Below are 22,125 nucleotides of genomic sequence, written 5' to 3'. Positions count from 1 at the left end.
ATAATTCCCCCACATTAGCCATCGTATAAAACATGTAACTGCGGGAGCTGCCCTATTCAAGGAGGGGCAATTTGGAGTGCTTTTTAAGCCGATAATTACAAATATAGCATTTTTCCCGGAATTTGTAGCCACCGCGTAGCTAGTGAGTCCGCCATGAGTCCGCCATGAGTCCGGGGTGAGTCCGCCTTTTCCCTGAAAAAAGGCGGACTCATGGCGGTACCATTATGGTGGCAAAGCGCACTCACCTGCCATCAGGTAGCCACCTAATTGCGCGTTGGAGGATCATCAGTTTGAAGATCCGCGATATACTGATTCTTCAAATGATGGTAAAACGAATGCTTATCGATAAGGATAGCAGCTACACTGGAAGTCATTGCGGCCAGGATGAGGTGAAATATTACGCCGTGTCGGTCCGTCATTTCCAGCACCAGGATAGCAGAAGTGAAGGGCGACCGTGTTACACCGGTCAAAAATCCGACCATGCCGGAAAGGATCATCAGATTGGTATTGCTTTCACTGAGTTCCATCCAGCCCGACAGTACTGAGCCGATACTGGCCCCCGATGCAAGCGAGGGCGCGAAGATACCGCCTGCAGCACCGGTAGTGAAGGAAAGTACCGGGCCAATTACACGCAGCACGGGCGTATACCAGGGCAGGTACTTACTGTCGGTGAACAGCGTGTGCTGTATAATCTCCTTGCCCGAACCGAGTACATCATAGCTGACCAGCGTGGCCAGTGTGCCTAAAACTAAAGCCACGGCACCTATGTAAAGTACATGCTGGTGGGTAAATTTGAGCTTCGCCTTCCACTTCATGCCCCATAGTATAAGTTTAGACATGATAGCACCCAGGATTCCGGCAAGCACGGCAACTAAAATGATGCCTAGAAAAATGAGTTTGGAGGCCTCCGAGACTTTTGGATAACCGAGATAAAGATAAGGCCCTATGATGGCCTGGGCCGTGAGGCCTGCAATGATTACAGAAGAGAAGATAGCCGTCTTAAAATAACTGAAATGCGTTTTGGTAAGCTCCTCGATGGCAAATACGATACCTCCGAGCGGCGTATTGAAGGCGGCTGCAAGTCCGGCCGCAGCACCGGTGGTGATCATGTTTTTGCGGGCAATCTTGGGCCACCAGGGAGGAAGAAGTTCGTTGACCTTTCGGAATAGCGAAGACGCAATTTGTATGGTGGGGCCCTCCCGACCTATTGCGCCGCCGCCGGCTGCCATAATGAGGCTGGAGGCGATCTTCACAATGATAATTTTAACGCTGAGCAGGCGGTCAACCTTGTCTTCCGTTTTTGCTCCGGTTATTTCAATGGCAGCAATAACCTGCGGTATGCCGCTACCTTTCGCATTGGGCGCATAGCGGAGCACGATCCACCAGGCCAGGAGAAAACAAAAGGGCATTAAAATAAAAAGTGCCCAGGGGGCATAGCTAATAATGATTTTCGAGACCGATTCTGCAAGTCCGAACAGTTCAGCATATGCCACCGCAATCAGGCCGGTAAGCACCGATGCGATCCAAAAGGGAATAGCCTGCAGTATCGTACGCTTATACGCCTGATTATTGACCCGGTCGAAAGCATTTTTGAGATGCTGGCGTATTTTCTGGAACAGGGATCCCGACATACGTGTAAAGGTAATAAAAACCGGGCCAAGTGTTCCGCGAACTCAGTCGACCGAAACGGTGAGTCCTTCCTGCTGCAGGATTTTACGGTATATTTCCATTTCTGTAAAAGAGCCTTCCAATACAGCGCATTTGCCTTCATTGTGGACTTTCCATGCAATCTTCTCGGCCTGGTTTTCGGAATAATCAAGGTACTTCATCATGCAGAAGATGACATGATCGAAGGTGTTGATGTCGTCATTCCACAGGATCAGGCGGTGGACGGTCTTCAGCGAAGTCAGGATTTCCTCAAGGGTAAAGGTTTCTTCTTTGGTTTCTGTAGACATGCACACAAAATTACTTTATTTGAAAACAATATCACAGGGAAAGTTATTTTTGCGCAAACGACAACTCCAACCAAATATGATGCAACGTTCCAAAATTGCCGGCATCGGCTACTATGTCCCTGATCATGTGTATACGAATAACGACCTCGCCCGGTTTATGGATACCGACGATGCTTGGATACAGGAACGCACTGGTATTAAGGAACGGCGTTTCGCGGACCGGATGGGGGAAACGACCACGACCATGGGCATTGAAGCAGCGAAGATCGCCATCGGTCGGGCTGGCATCACTCCTCAGGATGTGGATTTCATCATTTTTGCGACGCTTAGTCCCGATTATTATTTTCCCGGCTGCGGGGTATTGCTGCAACGGGAAATGAAGATGCGGGAGATCGGCGCGCTGGACATCCGTAACCAGTGTTCCGGTTTTGTGTACGCGCTTTCGGTGGCCGACCAATTTATACGCACGGGGATGTACAAAAACGTTCTCGTGGTGGGCAGTGAAAAGCATTCTTTTGCAATGGACTTTGAGACGCGAAGCCGTAACGTCTCCGTAATTTTTGGTGATGGGGCGGGCGCAGTAGTGCTGCAGCCGGCAATGGAAGAGGGTCAGGGTATACTTAGCACACACCTGCACAGCGACGGTGCTGAAGCGGAACTTCTGGCCATGTATTACCCCGGTTCGCATGCGAATAAATGGCTGGAAGGGAAGCCGGGCTTTCCAGACCAGGAGTTGGGCGGACTGTTCCTTACACCTGAACAACTGGAGCAGGGCGCAGCGCTGCCGTATATGGACGGGCCGGCCGTGTTTAAAAAAGCTGTGGTTAAATTTCCAGAGGTGATAAAGGAAGCACTGAGCGCAAATGACCTCTCCCCGGCCGACATCGACCTGCTGGTGCCACATCAGGCCAACCTTAGAATCAGTCAGTATGTACAGCAATTGCTGGGTCTGCGTGACGCACAGGTATTCAATAACATTCAGAAGTACGGCAATACCACCGCAGCCTCGGTACCCATTGCTTTATGTGAAGCCTGGGAAGCAGGGCTCATCAATGATGGCGACCTCGTTTGCCTTGCGGCTTTCGGATCAGGCTTTACCTGGGGGAGTGCGCTTATCCGCTGGTAGAAAGCTGTCCCACATCTCATCCGGAATGGCTTCCATACCGTTAAACTGACCTGCGCCCTGCAGCCACTCACCTCCGTCTATGGTGATCACCTCCCCGTTAATATATCCGGCAAAATCGCTGATGAGAAAGGCAGCCAGATTGGCCAGCTCCTGGTGTTCGCCCACACGCTTCAAAGGCACGCGGTTCTTAAAATCAAACTTCTCCGCCAAATTGCCGGGCAGCAAGCGGTCCCATGCTCCCTTGGTAGGAAACGGGCCCGGCGCAATAGCATTGGTGCGGATGCCATACTTGCCCCATTCTACGGCGAGCGAGCGCGTCATGGCCAGTACCCCGCCTTTGGCGCAGGCCGAGGGCACCACATAGGCCGAGCCTGTGAAGGCATAGGTGGTTACGATATTGAGCACGCTGGCTGGCTGCTGTTGGCCAATCCAGTGCTTCCCAAAGGCCAGAGTACAGTTCACAGAGCCTTTTAGCACAATATCAATGACAGAGGAAAAGGCGTTGGCCGACAATCGCTCGGTGGGTGAGATAAAATTACCCGCCGCATTATTCAACAGCGCATCAACCTTGCCGAAAACACGCAGGCTTTCACTGAGCACATGCTCAACCTGTACGTAGTCGCGCACATCACAGGCAATGGCCAGTACTTTCCCGCCGGTAGCTTCTTCCATTTCGGAGGCTGTTTGCTGCAATACATCCAGCTTTCGGCTGGTGATGACAAGGTTGGCGCCAAGCTTTAGAAAGTAGGTGCCCATGGCTTTGCCCAAGCCTGTGCCACCGCCGGTTACCACAATGGTTTTTCCCTTAAGGGCGTCTTCACGCAGCATAGGTTCGTTATACATGGCTATTTACGCTGAAGGTTGTCGATGATAGTTTTCAGGATGCTTCTTGTGGCGGGCGACCACCACTGCTGCAGCATGGCCGACAGCTCTTCACTTTGGTCGGCCCTCAAGGCGCTGATCAGATCTTTCCGGATATGCATTTTGCTTTGTGACCAGGTGTTGCCTTCCATGGCCATGTACCTGCGGGCGCGCCGCTCAGCCGCGGTGATGATACTGTCAGGGTTCACGACCTCATCTACCAGTCCTGCCTGGAGTGCTTCGGCGGGACTAAACAACCGGCCGTCCAGCAGGCTTTGTGAGGCTCGCGCCTCTCCCAGCCAGAAGGCGTAAAGCCTGAAGATGCTGTTCGGCACAATGATGCCTACGGGCACTTCGTTGAGCCCAATAATAAACTGGCCTTCGGCCATCACCCTGTAATCGCAGGCCAGCGCAATGATGCAACCGCCTGCAGGGCTATGTCCGTTTATGGCAGCTACCAGGGGCTTTTTGAATGCTACGATTGCAGCGGCGAAGTTCAGGAACTGTTTCCAGAACTGCTCGGCCTCGGTGGCTGTATAGTCGTAAAGCTCGATGAGATCCAGTCCGGCGGAGAAAAAGTTATCTTTTCCCCGTATGATCGCCCCGCCAATAGCGGGGTCGCTGTCTATATTCTTCAGCATGTCTGCCAGTTCGCCAATCATTTCGCCGTTCAGGGCGTTAGACTTGCCGCGGTCGAGCGTGATCATAGCCAGGCGGTCTTTTATGGTTACTTGTATATTCTTCATCGTTGCTACTTTACTTCGTAATGGTATATGCTCCGGGCCAAATTTCCTTCCAGGTCAATCCCCTCAACCACAATACGGTAAATGCCTGGCTTACTGCTGTTGTAAAAACCAAAAGCTCCGCGGCCTTCATTGTCGGTAGACACATGCGGTTGCCAGTATACGGTAGTCCGGAGATCTGCCGCTGCCTGAGGTGTTCCGTACTTAGGCACATAGAACTCCCGGGGGGTGTAATACCCTTTAGCGGAATATGTAGTAATTCCCGGCGCCGCTACCAGACGGGCAGAGCCACCGCCGCGCTTCGTGGTGATCACGAGCACACCGCCACCGCCTTGCAAACCGTATATTGCGGTGTAATTGATGCTTTTGAGTACCTCTATGCTTTCGACATCGAAGGGGTTAATATTGTCCAGAAAATCGGGTTCCATCATCATACCATCGAGCATGATCCGCATGGGCTGATTGCCGTTTCTTAGCAAATAGGCCATCCCGTTACGGATCATCAGTCCGGCTACACGGCCTTGCAGGCATTGGGACAAGGTATTGCACATAGACAACTGCTCGGCCGTGATGATGGCGTCGGCATTGCCCGCTCCGTTCAGGTTGGATGAGTTCTTCGCTTCGTTTTTCTTCTGCACAATGTTGACCTCGTCGAGCACGATGGCCTTCTGGATGAGTCCGCGTTTTCTAAGTTCATCGAACACATTACTGCTTGCTTTCAGGTAGGCCGACAAGGCGTCCTGTACATTGGGCGTGATATCGCCACGATTTTTATTCCTGGTTACGGGCTGTCCGGGCTGAGGGTCCATGCGGATCTCTACATTAGCTCGGTTCTTGGCATTTCTGGCCTGAACCACAAAGGTTGTACTGTCGGGAAAAGCCATCCCCTTGAAACTAAACCGCCCCTGGGCGTCTGTAACCGTATCGGCCGCAAAGAAACCGCCGCTGGTAGAAAACAGGGATACCGTACTCTGCGGCGAGGGCTTGCCTCCGGGAGTAACAACACTGCCGTTTACCTGCAGGTCCTTTTCTGGTTTGAATGCCATCACTGGCTCAGGGCCATTGATAATATCGCGCCAGCGGAAACGCCTCCAACCCTGAGTAAGCATCAGGTGATCCAGTCGCTGCGCTGTTTCCTCATCATCTTTGAGGAAATAGCTGTTTGGTTGCTCAATGTAACCGGGGAGGTCTGACGACAAAAGCAGGCTGGTCAGAATATTCGTCTCGTTCGCTTCATCAGGCGGCACTACCGAAGTGTTAGTAACTGACACCGAGAAACTTCCCTGTACTGGTTTGCCTGAAATACTTGCGCGGAGCTGAACCGAGACGCTGTCGCCACCCGCGTATTGCTTTTTTGCCGTATTCACCTGCAGGTCGATGCGATTATTATTGTTCTTCACAAACACCAGCCGCTCGCAAACGGGTTGATTTGCAGGGTTGAAAAGAGTTAACTGTACAATTCCGGCCGGCAGGTCCTTTTTGGGGATATTTGCCGTGAAGAGTTGCTTTTCGGCATTGGAGCGTGCAGTAAAATATACGTTGCCGTTATGCTGGGTAACCAGTTTAAGCTCGCCGGCAACCTGCATTCCGGCACTGATAAGGACACGTACGCTGATGGCTTGAGGTGTTTGGTTTACGGAAAGCACATAGCCGTTGGCCAGCGCACGTGGCAATCTGACCCGATGCTCTTGTCGGCCGCTGTCGGACCGGACGATCGCAGTGTATTCCTGTCCCGGCTGAGGGTTCAGCATAAAACTGCCCATGCCCAGATGCGCTGTCCGGAAACTGGAAATTTCATTACCGCGAGCGTCTACAATCAGACCACTGATGTCCTCGCCCCTGCCAGATGGGTTTAAGGCCTTAACGCCCACTTTGCCGGGCAGGTTTTCGACCAGGTTGCCGCCTTCAGGGAAAAACTGGACATCGATTTGGGGGGCATTGCCGGTTTGAGGTGATTTTACTGCACTGCTGTGGGGCGATGAAGCACCAGAGACCGCCGCGCTTGCTTGTCCTATCTTTATTGTTTTGTCGAAGAAGTATTCCGGGCCTGCATTGCGCATCCAGCGGGTATAGGCTCTGACGCGATAGTTGCCCGCAGCAAGTGAATCGGGGAGTTTAAAATCTCCCCAGCCAATGCCAGATGTGAGGGCCACTTTGCGCTGCTGCCTGATTGAATCAGATTCGCTGATCAGCTCGACATACAGCGCAGCACTGATGGTTGATAAGGCGGACGTACGTGCGTTTATGACATAGGCTTTAAACCATATATCTTCACCGGCGGTATAGTAGGGCTTATCGAGGTGAAGGTGTACTTTTTCCTGAGCATACTGTTCGTTATAAGCCGCGAGCCTTGAAAGCAGCGCCGTAAATGGATCGTCCTGTATCTTTCCCGAAAAAGCCAGACAAAGGCTCAGGGAGATCAGCGCTGCTAAAGCTGGCTTAAATTTCATATTCAGTGCATCAGGTTAAAACTTATTTTTCCACATCATACTTTCCACAGGCCTGGTGGTCTTGTTGTTATATTTTGCGTTGCTTTTGGTATTATACATAGTGGCAATATCGCCCTCTACCTTAAAATAGATCAGTTGTCCAATTGGCATCCCGGCATATACGCGTACCGGCTGCGCACAGGATATTTCCAGTGTCCAGGTATTGCAAAAGCCCACGTCGCCTTTACCTGCTGTAGCATGGATGTCGATACCCAGCCGGCCGGTGCTCGACTTGCCTTCCAGGAAAGGGATGTGTTTGTGCGTTTCTGTATACTCTAACGTAACACCCAGATATAAAGTGCCCGGCTGAAGGACATATCCCTCTTTTGGTATCTCGAAATGATCGATCTGATTATGTGCTTTGGCATCCAGTACGCGGTCTTTATAGGTAGCGAGGTACTTTCCGAGGTGTACATCGTATGAATTGGTGCCAAGGCACTCTATCTTAAAGGGTTCTATAATGATGTTCCCGTTGTCAATTTCTTCAAGAATGCGTTTGTCAGATAGTATCATTTTACAAGTATTTGGACGAAATTATGATTAATTTAAGATACTTTTGCATAGATTTCTAAAAGAGATGCCGGTAGTTTTTAATAAAGATATCGACGATGATACCATGCTCGCCGTATGGAAAATCGAAGAAACGGAAGCTGAACTTCTTGCGAGCCTCCAGCTCAGACAGCACGAACACGATGTTATTGCAACCCTGAATCATGGCAAACGTTTGCTGCACTGGCTGAGCACGCGAGTGCTGCTCAGGAAAATGCTCAACACTGCTGAATATATTGATTGCCAGCTTGATGAGCATGGCAAACCTTACCTGCCGGGTTTGGGCTATCATATTTCACTGAGCCATTCTTACGATTATGCCGCCGTAATGGTGGGCAAAACGCGGAAAGTTGGTGTGGATATAGAACTTATCAAACACAAGATCAAAGGCATACGCCATAAATTTCTTTCTGATTCGGAACTGTCGCAAAAGCAGATTGGGGACAACACGGAGGGCTTGTATGTATGCTGGTGCGCGAAGGAAGCCATTTACAAGTGGAATGGACGTAGGGGTCTGGAGTTTAAGCAGGATATCCACATAAAGCCTTTCAAGTTGAAACAGGAAGGTACGCTCCGGGCTGTGGCCGACTTACCGGAGGGACCGGCAGAACTTGAAGTTACATATTTTAAAATGGGCGGGGATTATATGCTGGGCTATGTCGTCGGTTAACAAAGAGGTTAATTTCTTGGACTGGGGCCTGCTGGACTATCAGGAGGCCTGGGACCGGCAGGAGGAACTTTTCAATGCAACGGTAGCTTTGAAGACACGCAACCGGACGGAGCAGCTTGCGTTACAAACACCGAATTACCTGGTATTTTGCGAGCATCCGCATGTATATACACTGGGTAAAAGCGGTAGCCCTGAAAACCTGCTGCTGGACGAGCTGGGGCTTAGGGAAAAGCAGGCAACCTATTATAAGATCAACCGGGGCGGCGATATTACCTATCACGGACCAGGTCAGATTGTGGGCTACCCTATTCTGGATCTGGACAATTTCTTTACGGATATCCATCTTTACCTTCGAACGCTGGAAGAGGCGGTGATCCTGACCTTGGTCGACTATGGTATTGAAGCCGGCCGGTACCCGGGTTACACCGGCGTGTGGCTGGATGCCGACAATGAGCGGGCGCGAAAGATCTGCGCTATGGGGGTAAGGTGCAGCCGCTGGGTAACCATGCATGGCTTTGCATTTAACGTGAATGCGGATCTGGACTATTTCAGACATATTGTTCCCTGCGGTATAGACGACAAAGATGTGACCTCTATGCAGCGCGAACTGGGCAGGCAGCTTGATATGGAAGAGGTAAAGATCCGGCTCAGAGGCCATATTGCCAGCTTATTTCACATGAGGCTGGTTGACACTGAGACTAAGGGTCAGACGCAGGGCGGTCGGTTGAACTATCTTGCGCTCGGCGATTCCTATACGATTGGCGAAGCTGTAGCATCCGGCAAGAATTTTCCGAGCCAGTTCGCGGATTTGATGGCCGATACGAAATGGCAGATCAGTGAACCTAGGATTATAGCTACCACAGGCTGGACCACGAGTGAACTGCAGGAAGCCATCGACGCCGCACAGCTTGTGTCCGGTTACGATATAGTGACCTTACTGATTGGGGTGAACAACCAGTATAGGGGCGAAGACCTGGAGAGTTACCGCAAGGAATTCAGGGTGCTGCTGGAAAGAGCGCTGAGCCTTGCCGGAGGGAAAAAGTCGGGGGTATATGTGATCTCCATTCCTGACTGGGGCCTTACTCCTTTCGCTAGAGAAAGTGGTCGAGATCTGGATGAAATCAGCACGGAAATTGACGCTTTTAATGCGGTTAACAGGCAAGAGACGCAAGATTTAGGCCTCAGTTATATTGACATCACACCAGATTCCCGGCTGGCCAAAAGCGATTTGTCGCTCCTGGCTCCGGATGGTCTACACCCTTCGGAAAAAATGTATGCCGCCTGGGCGGGGAAACTCGCGTCGGTTGTTTTAACTGCGCTCAGGTCAGCGCAGTAAGGTGGCTATAGTCTTTCACCAGGGTTCTGAGGAACTGCAATTCATTCATGCCTTCGGGAAGCGACAGTCCTAATTTAGTACTTACTCTTCCTGCCATAGCGAGTACGATACCAGGGTTTTTAGATAATTCGTAGGTACGGATGACTTCGTGAATCAATTCAATATCCCGGTCGCCCAGTTCGGTGACCACACTAAACACTGGCTGATAATCCTGCGCTTCTTCCTGAAGAAAAGCGATCTGACCGATTTCTGTCCGCTTTTCGGTTTTTATGACCGTTGTTCCAGCCGCAATGTCCCCTATACGTTGCTTTTTTTCGGAAAGCGCTACACAGATAAGTCCCCCCACCTGCGCGGTAAGCACGAAGTCGACAATCCTGAACAGCCAGCGTAGCAGGTATTGACCCAGGGTGGGTTGACCGCCGTCCAGGCTGATCACTTTGATCTTCATGATCCGCTTACCTACACTTTGCCCGTTCATAAAGATCTCGCACAGCAGATTGTAGAATACGTAGCATGCATAGAAAGCAATCATGAGGCCGATAGCCAAATATCCCGAGCCCTGGGTTTTGGCGGTAACGCCACCGATCATTAGCGCTATAAAACCGGCGATAAACATGGCCAGATCTATTAATCGTGCAACGATTCTTTCGCCAAGTCCGGCCACAGGATAGTCAATTTTGACGTGCTGCGCTGTATTAACGTGTACGGTTTCCATGAAACCAAACTTAAAATTTTTTAGTTGCAAAAATAATTTTTGTGCTTATTTTAACGGAATAAAACGCCCTTATGAGAGAAGCTCTTTTTGTTAAGCAAAATTCCGGTAAATGGAAGCGCTATGAGCAAATGGAAGCTGCTACGCCGGACGAGCTTGCGGAGCGTTTCGTAGAAATCACGAACGATCTGGCTTATGCCAAAACTTTCTACCCGCAATCTAAAACCACGGCTTATCTTAATGGCGCTGCCTCCTTACTACACCAGTCGATCTATAAAAACAAAAGGGAACGTTCGTCACGTATTTTAAAATTCTGGACGGCAGAGCTCCCGCAGCTTTTCTACAAACACCGCCTTGAACTGTTGTATGCCTTCATATTTTTCATGGTATTCAATGCTGTTGGCGTGCTGTCGGCAGCCTATGACGACACTTTCGTTCGCCTGATTATGGGTGATGCTTATGTAAATATGACGCTGGAAAACATCGCTGCAGGTGATCCTTTCGGCGTTTACAAACGCTCCGGGGAAATCGCCATGTTTCTGCGCATTGCGGCAAACAATGTCCAGGTTTGCCTTATGACTTTTGTTGCCGGAATCTTTTTCTCGATTGGTACGCTCGGTATCCTTCTTCGCAATGGCGTAATGATAGGTTCCTTTCACTGCTTTTTCTTTAGCCAGGGCCTGGGCGCGGAAAGTATTCTTGTGATCTGGATTCACGGGGTGCTGGAGATATCTGCTATTATTTTGTCAGGAGCGGCTGGCCTGGTGCTGGGCAGGGGACTACTGTTCCCCGAAACCTACAACCGGCGGCAGGCATTTATGCGCGGAGCGAAGGAAGGCATCAAGATCGCAATTGGTATTGTGCCAATCGTTATTGCCGCAGCATTTTTAGAGGGCTTCGTGACCAGGCACACAGAGATGCCATTAGGTTTAAGCATCAGTATCCTGGCTTTGTCGTTTATCTTTATATTATGGTATGTTGTTATATACCCCTGGAAGCTGGCAAAAAAGACTAAAACGCTATATCATGCAAAACAAGATTGAATTTAAGAAGGCCCGCGACTTTGGGGAAATGATCGGGGACACGTTTGTTTTTATCAAACAGAACTTTAAGCCGCTCATGCGCACACTCCTGTATCTTACCGGATTCTTCTTTCTGGCCGCGATTCTGGCGACGATGTTTCAACAACTGGATATGCGCAAGGAGGTTTGGGGCAGCGGTTATATGGATCCGACGAATCTTTCCATGGGCATGGCGGTAAAGTCTCTGACGGCGATGGTGTTTATGCTTCTTACTTATACAGCGCTTTACGTAACTGTTTTGAGTTATGTTGATCTCTATGTGCAAAAAGGAAATGTTGCCCCTGATAATTCAGAGGTTTGGGCTTATTTCAGATATTATTACTTTCGCCTGCTGGGCAGCAGCTTGCTGTGGACCATCATACTGGTCATTGCCTTTGTTTTGCTTGTTATACCAGCAATATATTTGTGGCCGATCATGGTTTTGTTCATGCCAGTGATGGTGATGGAAAATACTAGTTTTGACAAGGGCATGAGCCGTTCTTTCAAATTGCTGAAAGGGCAATGGTGGGCAAGCGCCGGCACATTACTCGTTTCTTTTCTTATCACGGCGGCCACGAGTCTTGTGGTGTCGGTGCCGAATTCCTTTCTGAATATTTTGAATACTTTTTCCCCGGAATCACGCGGGGGCAGTAACCTGACAATCATCCTGTCGTCTATCCTTCAACACCTTCCTGCATTGTTTTCCGTCATACCAATCATTACTTCAGCCTTGCTCTACTATAGCCTGGTGGAGAAGCAGGAAAATGCAGGATTGCTTGACCGAATAGATAAGTTTGGCGAAGAGCCTTTATGATGCGCAACGTTCTCCTGGCATTCATACTGTTCAGCTTTTTTTCTGGCAGCAGCGCTTGGTTGCACCCGGCCCGGACGGCAACGGCTCTGCCCGTGCCACTGGAGCGCATTCTTTTGCGAGAGTTCGATAAAAAGCGGATCGACACGTACCGCTTGCAAAAGGATTTCCGGTACGATGGGCAGGTACCGCTGAATGAAAACCTTCTTCAGAAGCTATGGCGGAAACTTCAGGAGCAGTTAGACAGACTCGGAGCCAAAACCGGAATCTTTACATGGCTTTACTATGTGGTATGGGCAACGGCTGTTCTGGTTTTCGTTTACCTGGTTCTTCGAATTTCAGGGCTGAATCTGCACCTGTTTACCCATACACCTAAAATTACAGCTGTGCCTTATCGGGAGGCAGAAGATAACATCCATGAAATTGATTTCGATCAGGAAATAGCGCAGGCGATTGACAGGGGGAATTACCGGGTGGCGGTACGTTTGTATTATCTGCTCAGCCTCAAAAAGCTTAATGAACGCGAACTGATCAGCTGGCAGGCCGACAAAACGAACCAGGTTTATCTGCGCGAACTTCAGGACGAGGCCAACAGGACGGCTTTCGGCCGGCTGACCAGCCGATTCGAGTATGTTTGGTACGGCGGTTTTGGCGTCGAAAAGTCAGATTTTGCACAACTCAAAACGGAGTTCGACCAATTTCACCGTAGCTTATGAACGGACAGCGTTTATATTTCATTGGGGGCTCTATCTTTGTGGTGGTATACCTGCTGGTACAATTTGCAATGCCAAGGCCTACCGACTGGTCGCCAACTTACCTCAAGGACGATAAGATCCCGTTTGGCTTATATATCCTGCGCAAAGAGTTACCTTCCATATTTCCGGGCGCGGATATAGTTGTTTCGAGAAATCCGGCTTACAACACCTTGAAAGAACGTCGTGGCCCCAAACTGAGTGTGGCCTACCTCGTCATCTGTCAGCAACTGAAATGGGCGGATACCGATTTTGAGGCATTGAAATCGTTCATACACCGCGGAAACCATGTATTTATCGCAACCGCCAATTTCGGAAGGGATTTAAGCGCCCGGTTCAATATAAGTGTTGATATGCCCGGAATAGTTAGTTCTGGTAAGCCCTTCAACTTTACAGATTCTGCCCTCCGGGAGGCAAAGCCGTTCGTGTTTGACCGTGGCGTAGGAGGTGGATATTTCGCACAGCACAATAAGAGCGCTAAGGTTCTGGCCCGGAATGAGGACGGAAACGCGACCTTTCTACGCTACAACATAGGCAAAGGCTCACTTCTTTTACTGGCCGACCCAAGATTATTGAGCAATTTCAATTTTATTCAGCCGCGTGGTGCTGATTTTGTAGCTAAGGCACTTTCACACGTACCGCAGGTGGGCACAGTAATATGGGATGAAAACAATACCCGCGGCAATGTCGACAATAGCGCCGTACTCAGGGTGATCTTTAAGTATCCCTCGCTTCGCTGGGCGTACTGGTTGGCTGTATCCGGCCTGCTGCTTTATGTGCTCTTTGAAATGAAACGACGGCAGCGGGTGATTCCGGTGATCGAAAAGCCGGCTAACAGTACGGTGGACTTCGTGACGACTGTAGGCCGCGTTTATTACGAGCGGCGCGACAACAACGATATCGCCCTTAAAAAGATCAATTACCTGCTCGAATTTATCCGCAGCCGTTATAGTCTTAAAACAAATCATATTAACGCTGAATTTGCAGGGACACTGGCCAAAAAATCAGGTGTACCTGATGCAGAAACCAGCCGGATGGCTGAACAGATCATTGAAATCCAGCAGGCTGACCGCGTTAATGATGTGATGCTTAGCAGTCTGAATAAAACTATAGAAAATTTTTATAAAAAAGCGCAATAAAAGCAATGGAGGAAGTATATCAGCAAAGAACAGATTTAACGCAGCTTAAGGAAGCCGTGAGCCAGATCAGGTCTAGCTTAAGCAGAGTGATTGTAGGTCAGCAAGAGGTGATTGACTTTTTAATCGCCGGACTACTCGCCGATGGGCATATTCTTCTGGAAGGGGTGCCGGGTGTAGCGAAAACACTCAGTGCCAAACTTGTAGCAAGAAGCATCGATGCTTGTTTTTCAAGGATACAGTTTACGCCAGACCTGATGCCGTCTGATGTTATAGGAACTTCAGTTTTTGATCCGCGTACTGCTTCTTTCGAGTACCGCAAAGGGCCTGTTTTTGGCCATATTATCCTGGTTGACGAAATAAACCGGGCGCCGGCAAAGACCCAGTCTGCGCTTTTTGAAGTGATGGAAGAACGGCAGGTCACGGTAGACGGAACTACGCACCCGATGGAAGAACCATTTCTGGTTTTGGCTACACAAAATCCTGTGGAACAGGAAGGTACTTACCGATTGCCAGAGGCACAGCTTGACCGCTTCCTATTCAAGATTGTGGTCGGATACCCAACACTTGAGGAGGAGACGGCCATACTGGTGAACCAGCATCAGCAAAAGCTTGAGGAGCAACTTGCAGCGGTACATCCGGTACTCAGCATCGCACAAGTCATGGCCAGCCGTGCCGTAATCAGGTCGCTGCATGTAGAACCCAAACTTCTGGAATATATTGCTGCTATTACGCATGAAACGCGCATCAACAAATCGCTTTATCTCGGCGCGTCGCCGCGCGCCTCGCTGGCTATGGTGAACAGCGCTAAAGCCTTTGCCGCGATGAATGGTCGCGATTTTGTAACACCGGACGACGTGATCCGCGTGGCTGCACCGGTGCTTGCACACCGCATCTTACTTACACCCGACAAGGAGATGGAAGGGCTTACTGCGGCAGACGTAGTTGCACAGATCATTCAAAAAATAGAGGTACCCCGATAACCGATGCGTGTGCAGCTCAAGGAAATCTTTATCAGGTACTATCAGGACCTCTTCCTGAGCAGGCGACTCTATGCGGGGATAGCTTGTACAGCAATGCTGTTCCTGCTAACATTCTTCCTCCCCGCCCTGAGCCGGCTGCCGGAATTGTTGTTCTTGGTGTTTATTATTTTGATAGCGGCAGACTTCATATTACTTTATGCTCAGCGCAAAACGATTTTCGTGGTCAGGGAGCTCCCCGAGCGACTAAGTAATGGCGATGAAAATGAGCTATCGATCTATCTGGAGAACTTTTATACCTTCCGGGTTAAGGTGGGAATCATCGACGAAATACCCGCTCAGTTCCAAAAGCGTGATCTTTGGTTCGAAACCATTTTAACTGCTGGCGAAAAAAAGCATATACAATATCTTCTCAGGCCAACTTCGAGGGGAGAATATGTTTTTGGGCGGGTCCGTCTGTTCTTACGTTCACCCCTTGGTTTGATTGTGAGAAGGTTCAATTTTGGTGAGGACACCGCGGTTGCGGTATACCCATCGTTCCTGCATTTAAGAAAATATGAACTCATGGCAATATCTGACCGTTTGAGTGAGATCGGCATTAAAAAGATCAGGCGTGTGGGCCATAGTCTGGAATTTGATCAGACGAGAACCTATGTTAAGGGCGACGATTACCGTACCGTTAACTGGAAAGCCACTGCCAGAAGAGGGGAATTGATGGTGAATACCTACACGGATGAAAAAGCCCAGCATGTTTACTGCTTAATTGATAAGTCGCGCAGTATGAAAATGCCATTTGAAGGTATGACACTGCTCGACTATGCCATCAACGCCAGCCTGGTCTTGTCGAGCGTTGCAATGGTTAAGCAAGATAGAGCCGGATTGATCACCGTGGCGGAACAGTCGGGTAGTGTGCTTGCAGCAGACAGGAAGCCTGTACAGCTTGGGAAGATTATGGCTATGCTGTATAGAGAGCAAACCAGGTACCTCGAGCTAAACATCGAGGCACTTTATACAAATGTAAGGCAAACGATAAAACAGCGCAGTCTGCTTATCTTTTTCACGAATTTTGAAAGTATGTCGTCCCTGAAGCGCCAGCTCCCTTATCTACAGCGCCTGGCGAGACACCATTTACTGCTGGTAGTCTTTTTTGAGAACACGGAATTACACCAGCTTATCATGGACCCGGCCTCTACAGTGGAGGACATCTATATCCAGACCATAGCGGAGAAATTTGCTTATGAGAAGAAACTAATGGTGATGGAATTGGCCAGACACGGCATACTCAGTATACTCACCCAGCCTAAAAACCTCACGGTTAACGTGGTGAACCGTTACCTCGAAGTTAAAGCCAGGCAAAGAATATAATTTATACCGTAGCCAGATCATCAAGCCATTTTTGATCCGTTGGGGACTTTGCCAAGCAGGGTGGTTAGTATGATATCTCCATGCTCATCTGCGAAGCCGGTCACCAGAAATTCAGACATGAACTTCCCAATCTGCTTCTTTGGAAAATTAATAACGCCAACGATCTGTCTGCCGATCAGTTCATGCTTCTGGTAGTGACTCGTAATCTGTGCGCTACTCATTTTAACACCAAAGTCGCCAAAGTCGACCTTTACTTTATACGCAGGTTTCCTAGCCTCGGGAAAATCATATACCTCCAGTATGGTTCCTGCTCTTAATTCCACCTTTTCAAAGTCGCTCCAATCTATTTCTTCCGCCATGCTGTAAATCTACAAATCTTTGGTCTCTGCCACTTTGTCATTTGCAATTATTTTTTTGTATTTTTGAACTTTTCAATATCTAAAAACCATTATGATTGATTTACAGCTGACAGACAAGACACATGATGAAGCGAGGCAGGGTGAGGCTTTAGTCATCGAGCCGCCGCGTTCGCGCAATGGACGAAAACTGTATATCGAAAGTTATGGCTGCCAGATGAATTTTGCAGACAGCGAAATCGTCGCTTCGATATTATTTGATCAGGGCTTTGAAACTACCGGTGACTATCAGGAAGCTGACGTAGTGTTTATCAACACCTGTTCTATCCGCGAGAATGCGGAGCAGCGGGTTCGCAACAGACTGTCGCAGTTTGGCGCGGTAAAACGACGTAATCCAAAGCTGATTGTAGGCGTACTCGGCTGTATGGCTGAACGTCTTAAATCGAAGTTTTTAGAAGAGGAAAAGCTTGTTGATGTGGTTGTTGGTCCTGATGCTTACCGCGACCTCCCTCAACTGATCGGACAGGTTGAAGAAGGCCAGAAGGCAATCAATGTGTTGCTGTCGCGCGAGGAGACCTATGCAGACATCAGTCCGGTACGGCTGAACGGCAACGGGATAACCGCGTTCATATCGATTATGCGCGGCTGTGACAACATGTGTTCTTTCTGTGTTGTCCCCTTCACCAGAGGCCGGGAAAGGAGCCGGGATCCGGAGTCGATTGTGGCAGAAGCCCGGGAACTTGTTAGCCAGGGCTATAAGGAGGTGACGCTGCTGGGTCAGAATGTAGACTCCTATAAGTGGAACGGTAAGGTCAATTTTGCACAGCTCCTGGAAATGGTAGCTCTGGTGAGCCCGGACCTTCGTGTTCGGTTCTCGACCTCCCATCCTAAAGATATCACGGACGAGGTGCTTTATACTATAGCGCGGCACGACAATATTTGTAATTATATTCATTTGCCTGTGCAGTCGGGCAATACACGTATCCTTGAACTGATGAACAGGACGTATACACGTGAGTGGTATATGAACCGCATCGACGCGATAAGAACGATCATTCCTGACTGTGCAATTTCTACAGATATCATTGCTGGTTTTTGCACGGAAACTGAAGAAGAACATCAGGATACGTTAAGTATGATGGATTATGTGAGGTATGACTATGGCTTCATGTTCTGTTATTCGGAACGTCCGGGAACGCTGGCGGCACGTAAACTCACTGACGATGTTCCGGAAGAGGTGAAAAAAAGAAGGCTGAGCGAGATTTTGGTAAAACAGCAGGAATCTTCGCTGTTCCGCTTGCAGCAATTCGTGGGAAAGACGGTGAGAGTGCTGGTTGAAGGCCCGTCAAAAAAGTCGGAAAAGGATCTTTGCGGCAGGAACGACCAGAATGCGATGGTGGTATTCCCTGCCACTGACGGCATTGAGGCCGGACAGTACGTATATGTGCAGGTAGACCGCTGCACATCAGCTACCTTGCTTGGCACAGCATTAATTTAGATTAGACACATGGATGTACAAGATATAAAGAACCGTTTTGGTATTATAGGGAATTCTCCGCTGCTCAATCGGGCCATAGATATTGCCAGACAGGTGGCGCCTACAGATATGTCTGTGCTGATTACCGGTGAAAGCGGAAGCGGTAAAGAAGTGTTCTCGCACATCATCCATCATATGAGCGCACGGAAGCACGGAACTTTTATCGCGGTAAACTGTGGCGCAATACCTGAGGGAACGATTGATTCGGAACTTTTTGGCCATGAAAAAGGCTCTTTTACCGGCGCTCATGAAGCGCGCAAGGGTTATTTTGAGGTGGCAAATGGGGGGACTATATTTTTAGATGAGGTAGCTGAATTGCCGCTTGGTACTCAGGCGCGCTTGCTCCGGGTTTTGGAAAGCGGGGAATACCTGAGGGTCGGCTCGTCGAAAGTACAAAAAACTGATGTACGCATTATAGCTGCTACGAACGTCGATGTGTATGAGCGGGTAAGATCGGGCAAGTTCCGTGAAGACCTTTATTACAGGCTAAATACCGTCCCGCTGCGTATTCCGGCCTTGCATGAGCGTAAAGAAGACATCTATCTGTTGTTCAGGAAGTTTTCGGCCGACTTTAGTGATAAGTACCGTAGCCCTGGCATTCATCTGGAGCCGGACGCTATTCAGATTCTTACGAATTACAGCTGGCCTGGTAACGTCAGGCAACTTAAAAACATCGCCGAACAGGTTTGTGTTCTGGAAAAGGACCGTGATGTAAATGGCACCGCGCTGCTCAATTATATTCCAAATGAAAGTGGGGCCAATTTGCCAATGGCAATAGGAAACAAGGGCGGCGGGGACGATTTTTCTGAGCGCGACATTCTCTACAAGGTTTTGTTTGACATGAAAAAGGATATGATGGAGCTTAAAAAGCTGGTCGCCGAGATTATTCAAAGTGGGGGCAATACGTCACATATCGTCGCTGAGAATCCGCATTATATCAATCAGTTGTACAGGGAGGTAGACCAACCTATGGGACTGGAGCCTGCGATGACCATACAGAAACCGATGCAGCCAGGTCCTGTAGACTATAATTTTACGCACGAGGCCGAAGAAGTGGAGGAATCGCTGTCACTGCTTGAAAAGGAGTCTGACCTGATAAAAAAGGCACTAAAAAAGCATAAAGGGAAGCGCAAATTTGCTGCGCAGGAGCTTGGCATATCTGAGCGTACCCTATACAGGAAAATTAAAGAACTGAACTTATAAGGTTATACCATGAGATATTTGTGTGCTATTGTTGTTTTGTTGGTTGTGGCCGGTTGTAAAATAGGCCTCAACGGCGCGTCTATACCGCCGGACATGAAGACTGTGAATGTACTGGTATTTGAGAACAATGCGCCCCTGGTGGTTGCATCGTTAAGCTCCCAGTTTACCGAGGAATTAAAAACACGAATCAGGAACCAGACCTCCCTAAGCATAACCCCTAACGATGCGCATGCGGTGTTTTCAGGAAACATAACCGGCTACGATATCAGGCCTGTGGCACTCCAGGACAATAACAACACAGGAAGAGGCAACCAAGCGCTGGCAGGTGCCAACAGACTTTCTATTCGTGTGCAGGTAAAGTACACGAACAACCTGAATCCGCAGCAAAGTTTTGAGCAGTCATTTGAACGGTATAAGGACTATAAGCCCCAGGGCAACCCGCAGGTACAGGAAACCGCTATCATTAGGGATGTCACCGCACAGCTAACTGAGGATATTTTTAATGCAGCTTTTGCGCAATGGTAGAGCAGGAAGCATATAACCATCTTGACTTTGGGCGGCTGATAGACAATCCCGGACAGGCGGCCCCAGATGATGTTGATGGGCTACAAGCATTCGTTAGTCGGTATCCGTATTTCCGGGCGACCCACCTTTTGCTTGCGAAAGCTACTTCGGACCGGTCAATCCACAACAGCCAGCTTGCGACCGCAGCGCTCTATAATGGAGGGGCTTTGGTACACGATATAATCTACAACCCGCATCGGCTGCGTAACTTTAGCTTTGTTCTAGAAAAGGCGCAGCCGCAACAACTTAAAACAGAACTTTCTGAGACGGATGTTATTGACGAGGTATATGAAGAAATTGCTGAGGTAGATATTCATTCCTTCCAATCGGACGAAAGCGATGATATTGCCGACAGCCTGCCTGAAGGCGTTAGTAAGGCGGATCCAATGCTGGAAAATATCGTAACGTCGGATTTTTTTGCTTTTCAGGAGAATTTCAAACCGGAGCCCGCTAGCGCGGAAGCCCAGCCTGAAGTTCCTGAAATTGAAGAATATTCTATCGAAGCTGAACTGGAGCAGGACACGGTAATCAGTAAGTATGACGATGATCGTCTTCCTTATACCTTTCTATGGTGGCTGGCCAAAACGAGGAAAGAACATGAGCAGATCTTTCAACCTTACGCAGCCCCGCGAAAGGATCCCTCTGCCGGAGCGAAAGCAACTGGGTCAGCCGGCCCTCTGCAACAGCAGTATGTGGAGCATATTTTTCACCTCCAGGGACCAATGGTAGATGATGAAAGACCAGCACCTGCAGCACAAAGGAGGCATAAGGGGGATGAGATCATTGAAAACTTTATTAAAAGCGAGCCTCAGATCACTCCACCCCGGCCTGAGCAGATCAATGTAGAGAATAAAGCTAAGAAGAGCGCCGAAGACCACAATGACCTGGTTTCCGAAACGCTTGCAAAAATATATATAGAGCAGATGCTTTACGATAAAGCCATCGATACTTATCGAAAATTAAGTTTGATGTTTCCGGAAAAAAGCCGTTACTTTGCCGATCTTATCCAATCTATAGAAAAGAAAATATAAAAAATATACGCTATGGTGTTTTTAATCATATTACTGATCGTTGTTTGCATCGCGCTTGGTTTATTTGTTTTGGTGCAAAATCCTAAGGGTGGCGGTTTAGCTACTGGCGGAGCCGGAAGTAACATGTTTGGGGTGCAACGTACCGGTGATGTTCTTGAAAAAGGCACCTGGGTGCTGCTGGCGCTGATTGTAGTGATCAGTTTGTCCATCACAACAATAGCTCAATCCGGCGGCGGTTCATCTGCAGGAAGCTCGAAGATTCAGGAGCAGCTTGATAAGACACCCACCCCTTCTCCTATTGGGAGCGGACTAAAGCCCGCTAACACAGCGCCTGCCGCCGGAGATACTACTAAATAATAGATAACCAACGATACTGGGCCCGATCATTAAGTTAATGATCGGGCTTTTTTATGTCTGCATGACACTCTGACACTAAAAATTCAGGGCACGCACGGCCATAGCTGACATAGTCGTGTAAATTTGGCAAATGAGCTTGCTTGGCATAATAACTGATATATTAGGGCTGCGTCTGGAGGCGCATTAATGTTAAACTAAAAAAATAAATTAATATCAAGTTATGGCTTTAAACCTTAAACCCATTTCAGGCACATCCAACAGAGTAATTGTTGAGCCTGCTGCGGCAGAAGAAAAGACAGCTTCAGGGATCTATATTCCTGATACTGCAAAAGAAAAACCATCAAAAGGAACTGTAGTGTCTGTGTCAGAAGAAGATTCAGAGGGCAAAAAACCAACAGTTAAGGTTGGCGATGTGGTAATTTATGGTAAATATGGCGGTACTGAGTTCCCATATGAAGGCAAAGATTATTTAATTATGCGTGAGACTGATATCTACGCAGTGGTATCTTAAGGACATTTTATTAATTTAAG

Annotated in this window: 23 protein-coding genes and 1 pseudogene; 16 read left to right on the top strand and 8 right to left on the bottom strand. The window is 48.8% G+C overall.

Annotated features, from left to right (window positions below):
- Positions 1–263 precede the first annotated feature (263 nt).
- Both QEP07_RS12130 and QEP07_RS12125 read right to left on the bottom strand, forming a co-directional pair.
- Positions 264–1,631 carry a chloride channel protein gene (locus QEP07_RS12130; protein WP_285010369.1) on the bottom strand — a complete coding sequence of 456 codons (1,368 nt, stop codon included), beginning with the start codon at positions 1,629–1,631 and terminating at the stop codon, positions 264–266.
- A gap of 42 nt (positions 1,632–1,673) precedes the next feature.
- On the bottom strand, positions 1,674–1,955 hold the full coding sequence (locus tag QEP07_RS12125; protein ID WP_256002121.1) for an ATP-dependent Clp protease adaptor ClpS: 282 nt from the start codon (positions 1,953–1,955) through the stop codon (positions 1,674–1,676).
- Positions 1,956–2,031: 76 nt separating this feature from the next.
- Here QEP07_RS12125 and QEP07_RS12120 point away from each other — a divergent pair, with 76 nt between their 5' ends.
- Entirely contained in the window at positions 2,032–3,081 is a 1,050-nt protein-coding gene (locus QEP07_RS12120; protein WP_285010367.1) for a 3-oxoacyl-ACP synthase III family protein, read from the top strand.
- Here the strand turns inward: QEP07_RS12120 and QEP07_RS12115 are convergent.
- From QEP07_RS12115 to dcd, 4 genes are read right to left on the bottom strand one after another with little or no spacing between them, the layout of a single operon-like run.
- On the bottom strand, positions 3,043–3,924 hold the full coding sequence (locus QEP07_RS12115) for an SDR family oxidoreductase (protein WP_285010366.1): 882 nt from the start codon (positions 3,922–3,924) through the stop codon (positions 3,043–3,045). The two genes, QEP07_RS12120 and QEP07_RS12115, sit on opposite strands and share 39 nt — an antisense overlap.
- A gap of 2 nt (positions 3,925–3,926) precedes the next feature.
- The gene (locus tag QEP07_RS12110; RefSeq protein ID WP_285010365.1) at positions 3,927–4,688 is read right to left on the bottom strand and encodes an enoyl-CoA hydratase/isomerase family protein; all 762 of its coding nucleotides are present in this window, start codon (positions 4,686–4,688) and stop codon (positions 3,927–3,929) included.
- A 5-nt stretch (positions 4,689–4,693) separates the two neighbouring features.
- On the bottom strand, positions 4,694–7,135 hold the full coding sequence (locus tag QEP07_RS12105; protein ID WP_285010364.1) for a TonB-dependent receptor plug domain-containing protein: 2,442 nt from the start codon (positions 7,133–7,135) through the stop codon (positions 4,694–4,696).
- 15 nt (positions 7,136–7,150) lie between these two features.
- Entirely contained in the window at positions 7,151–7,687 is a 537-nt protein-coding gene (gene dcd / locus QEP07_RS12100; RefSeq protein ID WP_256002126.1) for a dCTP deaminase, read from the bottom strand.
- 43 nt (positions 7,688–7,730) lie between these two features.
- On the opposite strand from dcd, the gene QEP07_RS12095 reads away from it, so the two are divergent.
- The 3 genes and pseudogenes from QEP07_RS12095 (at position 7,731) to QEP07_RS12085 (ending at position 9,729) form a co-directional block, all read left to right on the top strand.
- Positions 7,731–8,393 carry a 4'-phosphopantetheinyl transferase family protein gene (locus tag QEP07_RS12095; protein ID WP_256002127.1) on the top strand — a complete coding sequence of 221 codons (663 nt, stop codon included), beginning with the start codon at positions 7,731–7,733 and terminating at the stop codon, positions 8,391–8,393.
- A pseudogene (gene lipB, locus QEP07_RS12090) lies at positions 8,380–9,081 on the top strand (lipoyl(octanoyl) transferase LipB); the annotation flags it as partial. The gene QEP07_RS12095 and the pseudogene lipB, both read left to right, overlap by 14 nt.
- The gene (locus tag QEP07_RS12085) at positions 9,070–9,729 is read left to right on the top strand and encodes an SGNH/GDSL hydrolase family protein (protein WP_285010751.1); all 660 of its coding nucleotides are present in this window, start codon (positions 9,070–9,072) and stop codon (positions 9,727–9,729) included. The pseudogene lipB and the gene QEP07_RS12085, both read left to right, overlap by 12 nt.
- Here QEP07_RS12085 and QEP07_RS12080 read toward each other — a convergent pair.
- Entirely contained in the window at positions 9,713–10,444 is a 732-nt protein-coding gene (locus QEP07_RS12080) for an RDD family protein (protein ID WP_285010363.1), read from the bottom strand. The two genes, QEP07_RS12085 and QEP07_RS12080, sit on opposite strands and share 17 nt — an antisense overlap.
- Positions 10,445–10,515: 71 nt before the next feature.
- Between QEP07_RS12080 and QEP07_RS12075 the strand changes: the two genes are divergently transcribed.
- From QEP07_RS12075 to QEP07_RS12050, 6 genes are read left to right on the top strand one after another with little or no spacing between them, the layout of a single operon-like run.
- Positions 10,516–11,484 (top strand): stage II sporulation protein M, encoded by a 969-nt coding sequence (locus tag QEP07_RS12075; protein ID WP_256002129.1) that lies wholly within the window; start codon positions 10,516–10,518, stop codon positions 11,482–11,484.
- Positions 11,468–12,316, top strand: a complete 849-nt coding sequence (locus QEP07_RS12070; RefSeq protein ID WP_256002130.1) for a glycerophosphoryl diester phosphodiesterase membrane domain-containing protein — start codon at positions 11,468–11,470, stop codon at positions 12,314–12,316. The genes QEP07_RS12075 and QEP07_RS12070 overlap by 17 nt, the downstream gene beginning before the upstream one ends.
- Positions 12,313–13,029, top strand: coding sequence for a DUF4129 domain-containing protein (locus tag QEP07_RS12065; RefSeq protein WP_285010362.1), 717 nt, complete (start codon positions 12,313–12,315; stop codon positions 13,027–13,029). Before QEP07_RS12070 ends, QEP07_RS12065 begins: the two co-directional genes overlap by 4 nt.
- Positions 13,026–14,204 carry a DUF4350 domain-containing protein gene (locus QEP07_RS12060; protein WP_285010361.1) on the top strand — a complete coding sequence of 393 codons (1,179 nt, stop codon included), beginning with the start codon at positions 13,026–13,028 and terminating at the stop codon, positions 14,202–14,204. The genes QEP07_RS12065 and QEP07_RS12060 overlap by 4 nt, the downstream gene beginning before the upstream one ends.
- 5 nt (positions 14,205–14,209) lie before the next feature.
- Complete coding sequence (locus tag QEP07_RS12055; RefSeq protein ID WP_256002133.1) at positions 14,210–15,184, top strand: AAA family ATPase; 975 nt, start codon at positions 14,210–14,212, stop codon at positions 15,182–15,184.
- Positions 15,185–15,187: 3 nt separating this feature from the next.
- Complete coding sequence (locus QEP07_RS12050; protein WP_285010359.1) at positions 15,188–16,546, top strand: DUF58 domain-containing protein; 1,359 nt, start codon at positions 15,188–15,190, stop codon at positions 16,544–16,546.
- A gap of 20 nt (positions 16,547–16,566) precedes the next feature.
- On the opposite strand, the gene QEP07_RS12045 is transcribed toward QEP07_RS12050, so the two are convergent.
- The gene (locus tag QEP07_RS12045; protein ID WP_285010355.1) at positions 16,567–16,905 is read right to left on the bottom strand and encodes a tRNA-binding protein; all 339 of its coding nucleotides are present in this window, start codon (positions 16,903–16,905) and stop codon (positions 16,567–16,569) included.
- Positions 16,906–16,996: 91 nt separating this feature from the next.
- Between QEP07_RS12045 and miaB the strand changes: the two genes are divergently transcribed.
- The 6 genes from miaB to QEP07_RS12015 all read left to right on the top strand — a co-directional run bounded on the left by miaB (position 16,997) and on the right by QEP07_RS12015 (position 22,105).
- A complete protein-coding gene (miaB, locus tag QEP07_RS12040) occupies positions 16,997–18,400 on the top strand; it encodes a tRNA (N6-isopentenyl adenosine(37)-C2)-methylthiotransferase MiaB (RefSeq protein ID WP_285010354.1) in 1,404 nt (467 codons plus the stop codon).
- Positions 18,401–18,409: 9 nt separating this feature from the next.
- Positions 18,410–19,642, top strand: a complete 1,233-nt coding sequence (locus QEP07_RS12035; RefSeq protein WP_256002164.1) for a sigma-54 interaction domain-containing protein — start codon at positions 18,410–18,412, stop codon at positions 19,640–19,642.
- Between the two features lie 9 nt (positions 19,643–19,651).
- Positions 19,652–20,167, top strand: coding sequence for an LptE family protein (locus QEP07_RS12030; protein ID WP_256002168.1), 516 nt, complete (start codon positions 19,652–19,654; stop codon positions 20,165–20,167).
- Positions 20,161–21,237, top strand: a complete 1,077-nt coding sequence (locus tag QEP07_RS12025; protein ID WP_285010353.1) for a DUF8458 domain-containing protein — start codon at positions 20,161–20,163, stop codon at positions 21,235–21,237. Before QEP07_RS12030 ends, QEP07_RS12025 begins: the two co-directional genes overlap by 7 nt.
- 12 nt (positions 21,238–21,249) lie before the next feature.
- On the top strand, positions 21,250–21,594 hold the full coding sequence (gene secG / locus QEP07_RS12020) for a preprotein translocase subunit SecG (protein ID WP_285010352.1): 345 nt from the start codon (positions 21,250–21,252) through the stop codon (positions 21,592–21,594).
- 220 nt (positions 21,595–21,814) lie between these two features.
- Complete coding sequence (locus tag QEP07_RS12015; RefSeq protein ID WP_256002194.1) at positions 21,815–22,105, top strand: co-chaperone GroES; 291 nt, start codon at positions 21,815–21,817, stop codon at positions 22,103–22,105.
- The last annotated feature ends 20 nt before the right edge of the window (positions 22,106–22,125 follow it).

It is taken from the genome of Pedobacter faecalis (assembly GCF_030182585.1).
GTDB classification, from domain to species: domain Bacteria; phylum Bacteroidota; class Bacteroidia; order Sphingobacteriales; family Sphingobacteriaceae; genus Pedobacter; species Pedobacter faecalis.
This window is presented reverse-complemented; position numbering and strand designations above follow the sequence as displayed.

Excerpts from the sequence above, each read along its gene's own strand:
- QEP07_RS12120 (WP_285010367.1), top strand. The coding sequence starts at position 2,032 with ATGATGCAACGTTCCAAAATTGCCGGCATCGGCTACTATGTCCCTGAT.
- dcd (WP_256002126.1), bottom strand. The coding sequence starts at position 7,687 with ATGATACTATCTGACAAACGCATTCTTGAAGAAATTGACAACGGGAAC.
- QEP07_RS12030 (WP_256002168.1), top strand. The coding sequence starts at position 19,652 with ATGAGATATTTGTGTGCTATTGTTGTTTTGTTGGTTGTGGCCGGTTGT.
- QEP07_RS12125 (WP_256002121.1), bottom strand. The coding sequence starts at position 1,955 with ATGTCTACAGAAACCAAAGAAGAAACCTTTACCCTTGAGGAAATCCTG.
- miaB (WP_285010354.1), top strand. The coding sequence starts at position 16,997 with ATGATTGATTTACAGCTGACAGACAAGACACATGATGAAGCGAGGCAG.
- QEP07_RS12075 (WP_256002129.1), top strand. The coding sequence starts at position 10,516 with ATGAGAGAAGCTCTTTTTGTTAAGCAAAATTCCGGTAAATGGAAGCGC.
- QEP07_RS12110 (WP_285010365.1), bottom strand. The coding sequence starts at position 4,688 with ATGAAGAATATACAAGTAACCATAAAAGACCGCCTGGCTATGATCACG.
- QEP07_RS12080 (WP_285010363.1), bottom strand. The coding sequence starts at position 10,444 with ATGGAAACCGTACACGTTAATACAGCGCAGCACGTCAAAATTGACTAT.
- QEP07_RS12130 (WP_285010369.1), bottom strand. The coding sequence starts at position 1,631 with ATGTCGGGATCCCTGTTCCAGAAAATACGCCAGCATCTCAAAAATGCT.
- QEP07_RS12055 (WP_256002133.1), top strand. The coding sequence starts at position 14,210 with ATGGAGGAAGTATATCAGCAAAGAACAGATTTAACGCAGCTTAAGGAA.
- QEP07_RS12035 (WP_256002164.1), top strand. The coding sequence starts at position 18,410 with ATGGATGTACAAGATATAAAGAACCGTTTTGGTATTATAGGGAATTCT.
- QEP07_RS12060 (WP_285010361.1), top strand. The coding sequence starts at position 13,026 with ATGAACGGACAGCGTTTATATTTCATTGGGGGCTCTATCTTTGTGGTG.
- QEP07_RS12045 (WP_285010355.1), bottom strand. The coding sequence starts at position 16,905 with ATGGCGGAAGAAATAGATTGGAGCGACTTTGAAAAGGTGGAATTAAGA.
- QEP07_RS12015 (WP_256002194.1), top strand. The coding sequence starts at position 21,815 with ATGGCTTTAAACCTTAAACCCATTTCAGGCACATCCAACAGAGTAATT.
- QEP07_RS12105 (WP_285010364.1), bottom strand. The coding sequence starts at position 7,135 with ATGAAATTTAAGCCAGCTTTAGCAGCGCTGATCTCCCTGAGCCTTTGT.
- QEP07_RS12065 (WP_285010362.1), top strand. The coding sequence starts at position 12,313 with ATGATGCGCAACGTTCTCCTGGCATTCATACTGTTCAGCTTTTTTTCT.
- QEP07_RS12050 (WP_285010359.1), top strand. The coding sequence starts at position 15,188 with ATGCGTGTGCAGCTCAAGGAAATCTTTATCAGGTACTATCAGGACCTC.
- QEP07_RS12115 (WP_285010366.1), bottom strand. The coding sequence starts at position 3,924 with ATGTATAACGAACCTATGCTGCGTGAAGACGCCCTTAAGGGAAAAACC.
- QEP07_RS12085 (WP_285010751.1), top strand. The coding sequence starts at position 9,070 with ATGAGGCTGGTTGACACTGAGACTAAGGGTCAGACGCAGGGCGGTCGG.
- secG (WP_285010352.1), top strand. The coding sequence starts at position 21,250 with ATGGTGTTTTTAATCATATTACTGATCGTTGTTTGCATCGCGCTTGGT.
- QEP07_RS12070 (WP_256002130.1), top strand. The coding sequence starts at position 11,468 with ATGCAAAACAAGATTGAATTTAAGAAGGCCCGCGACTTTGGGGAAATG.
- QEP07_RS12025 (WP_285010353.1), top strand. The coding sequence starts at position 20,161 with ATGGTAGAGCAGGAAGCATATAACCATCTTGACTTTGGGCGGCTGATA.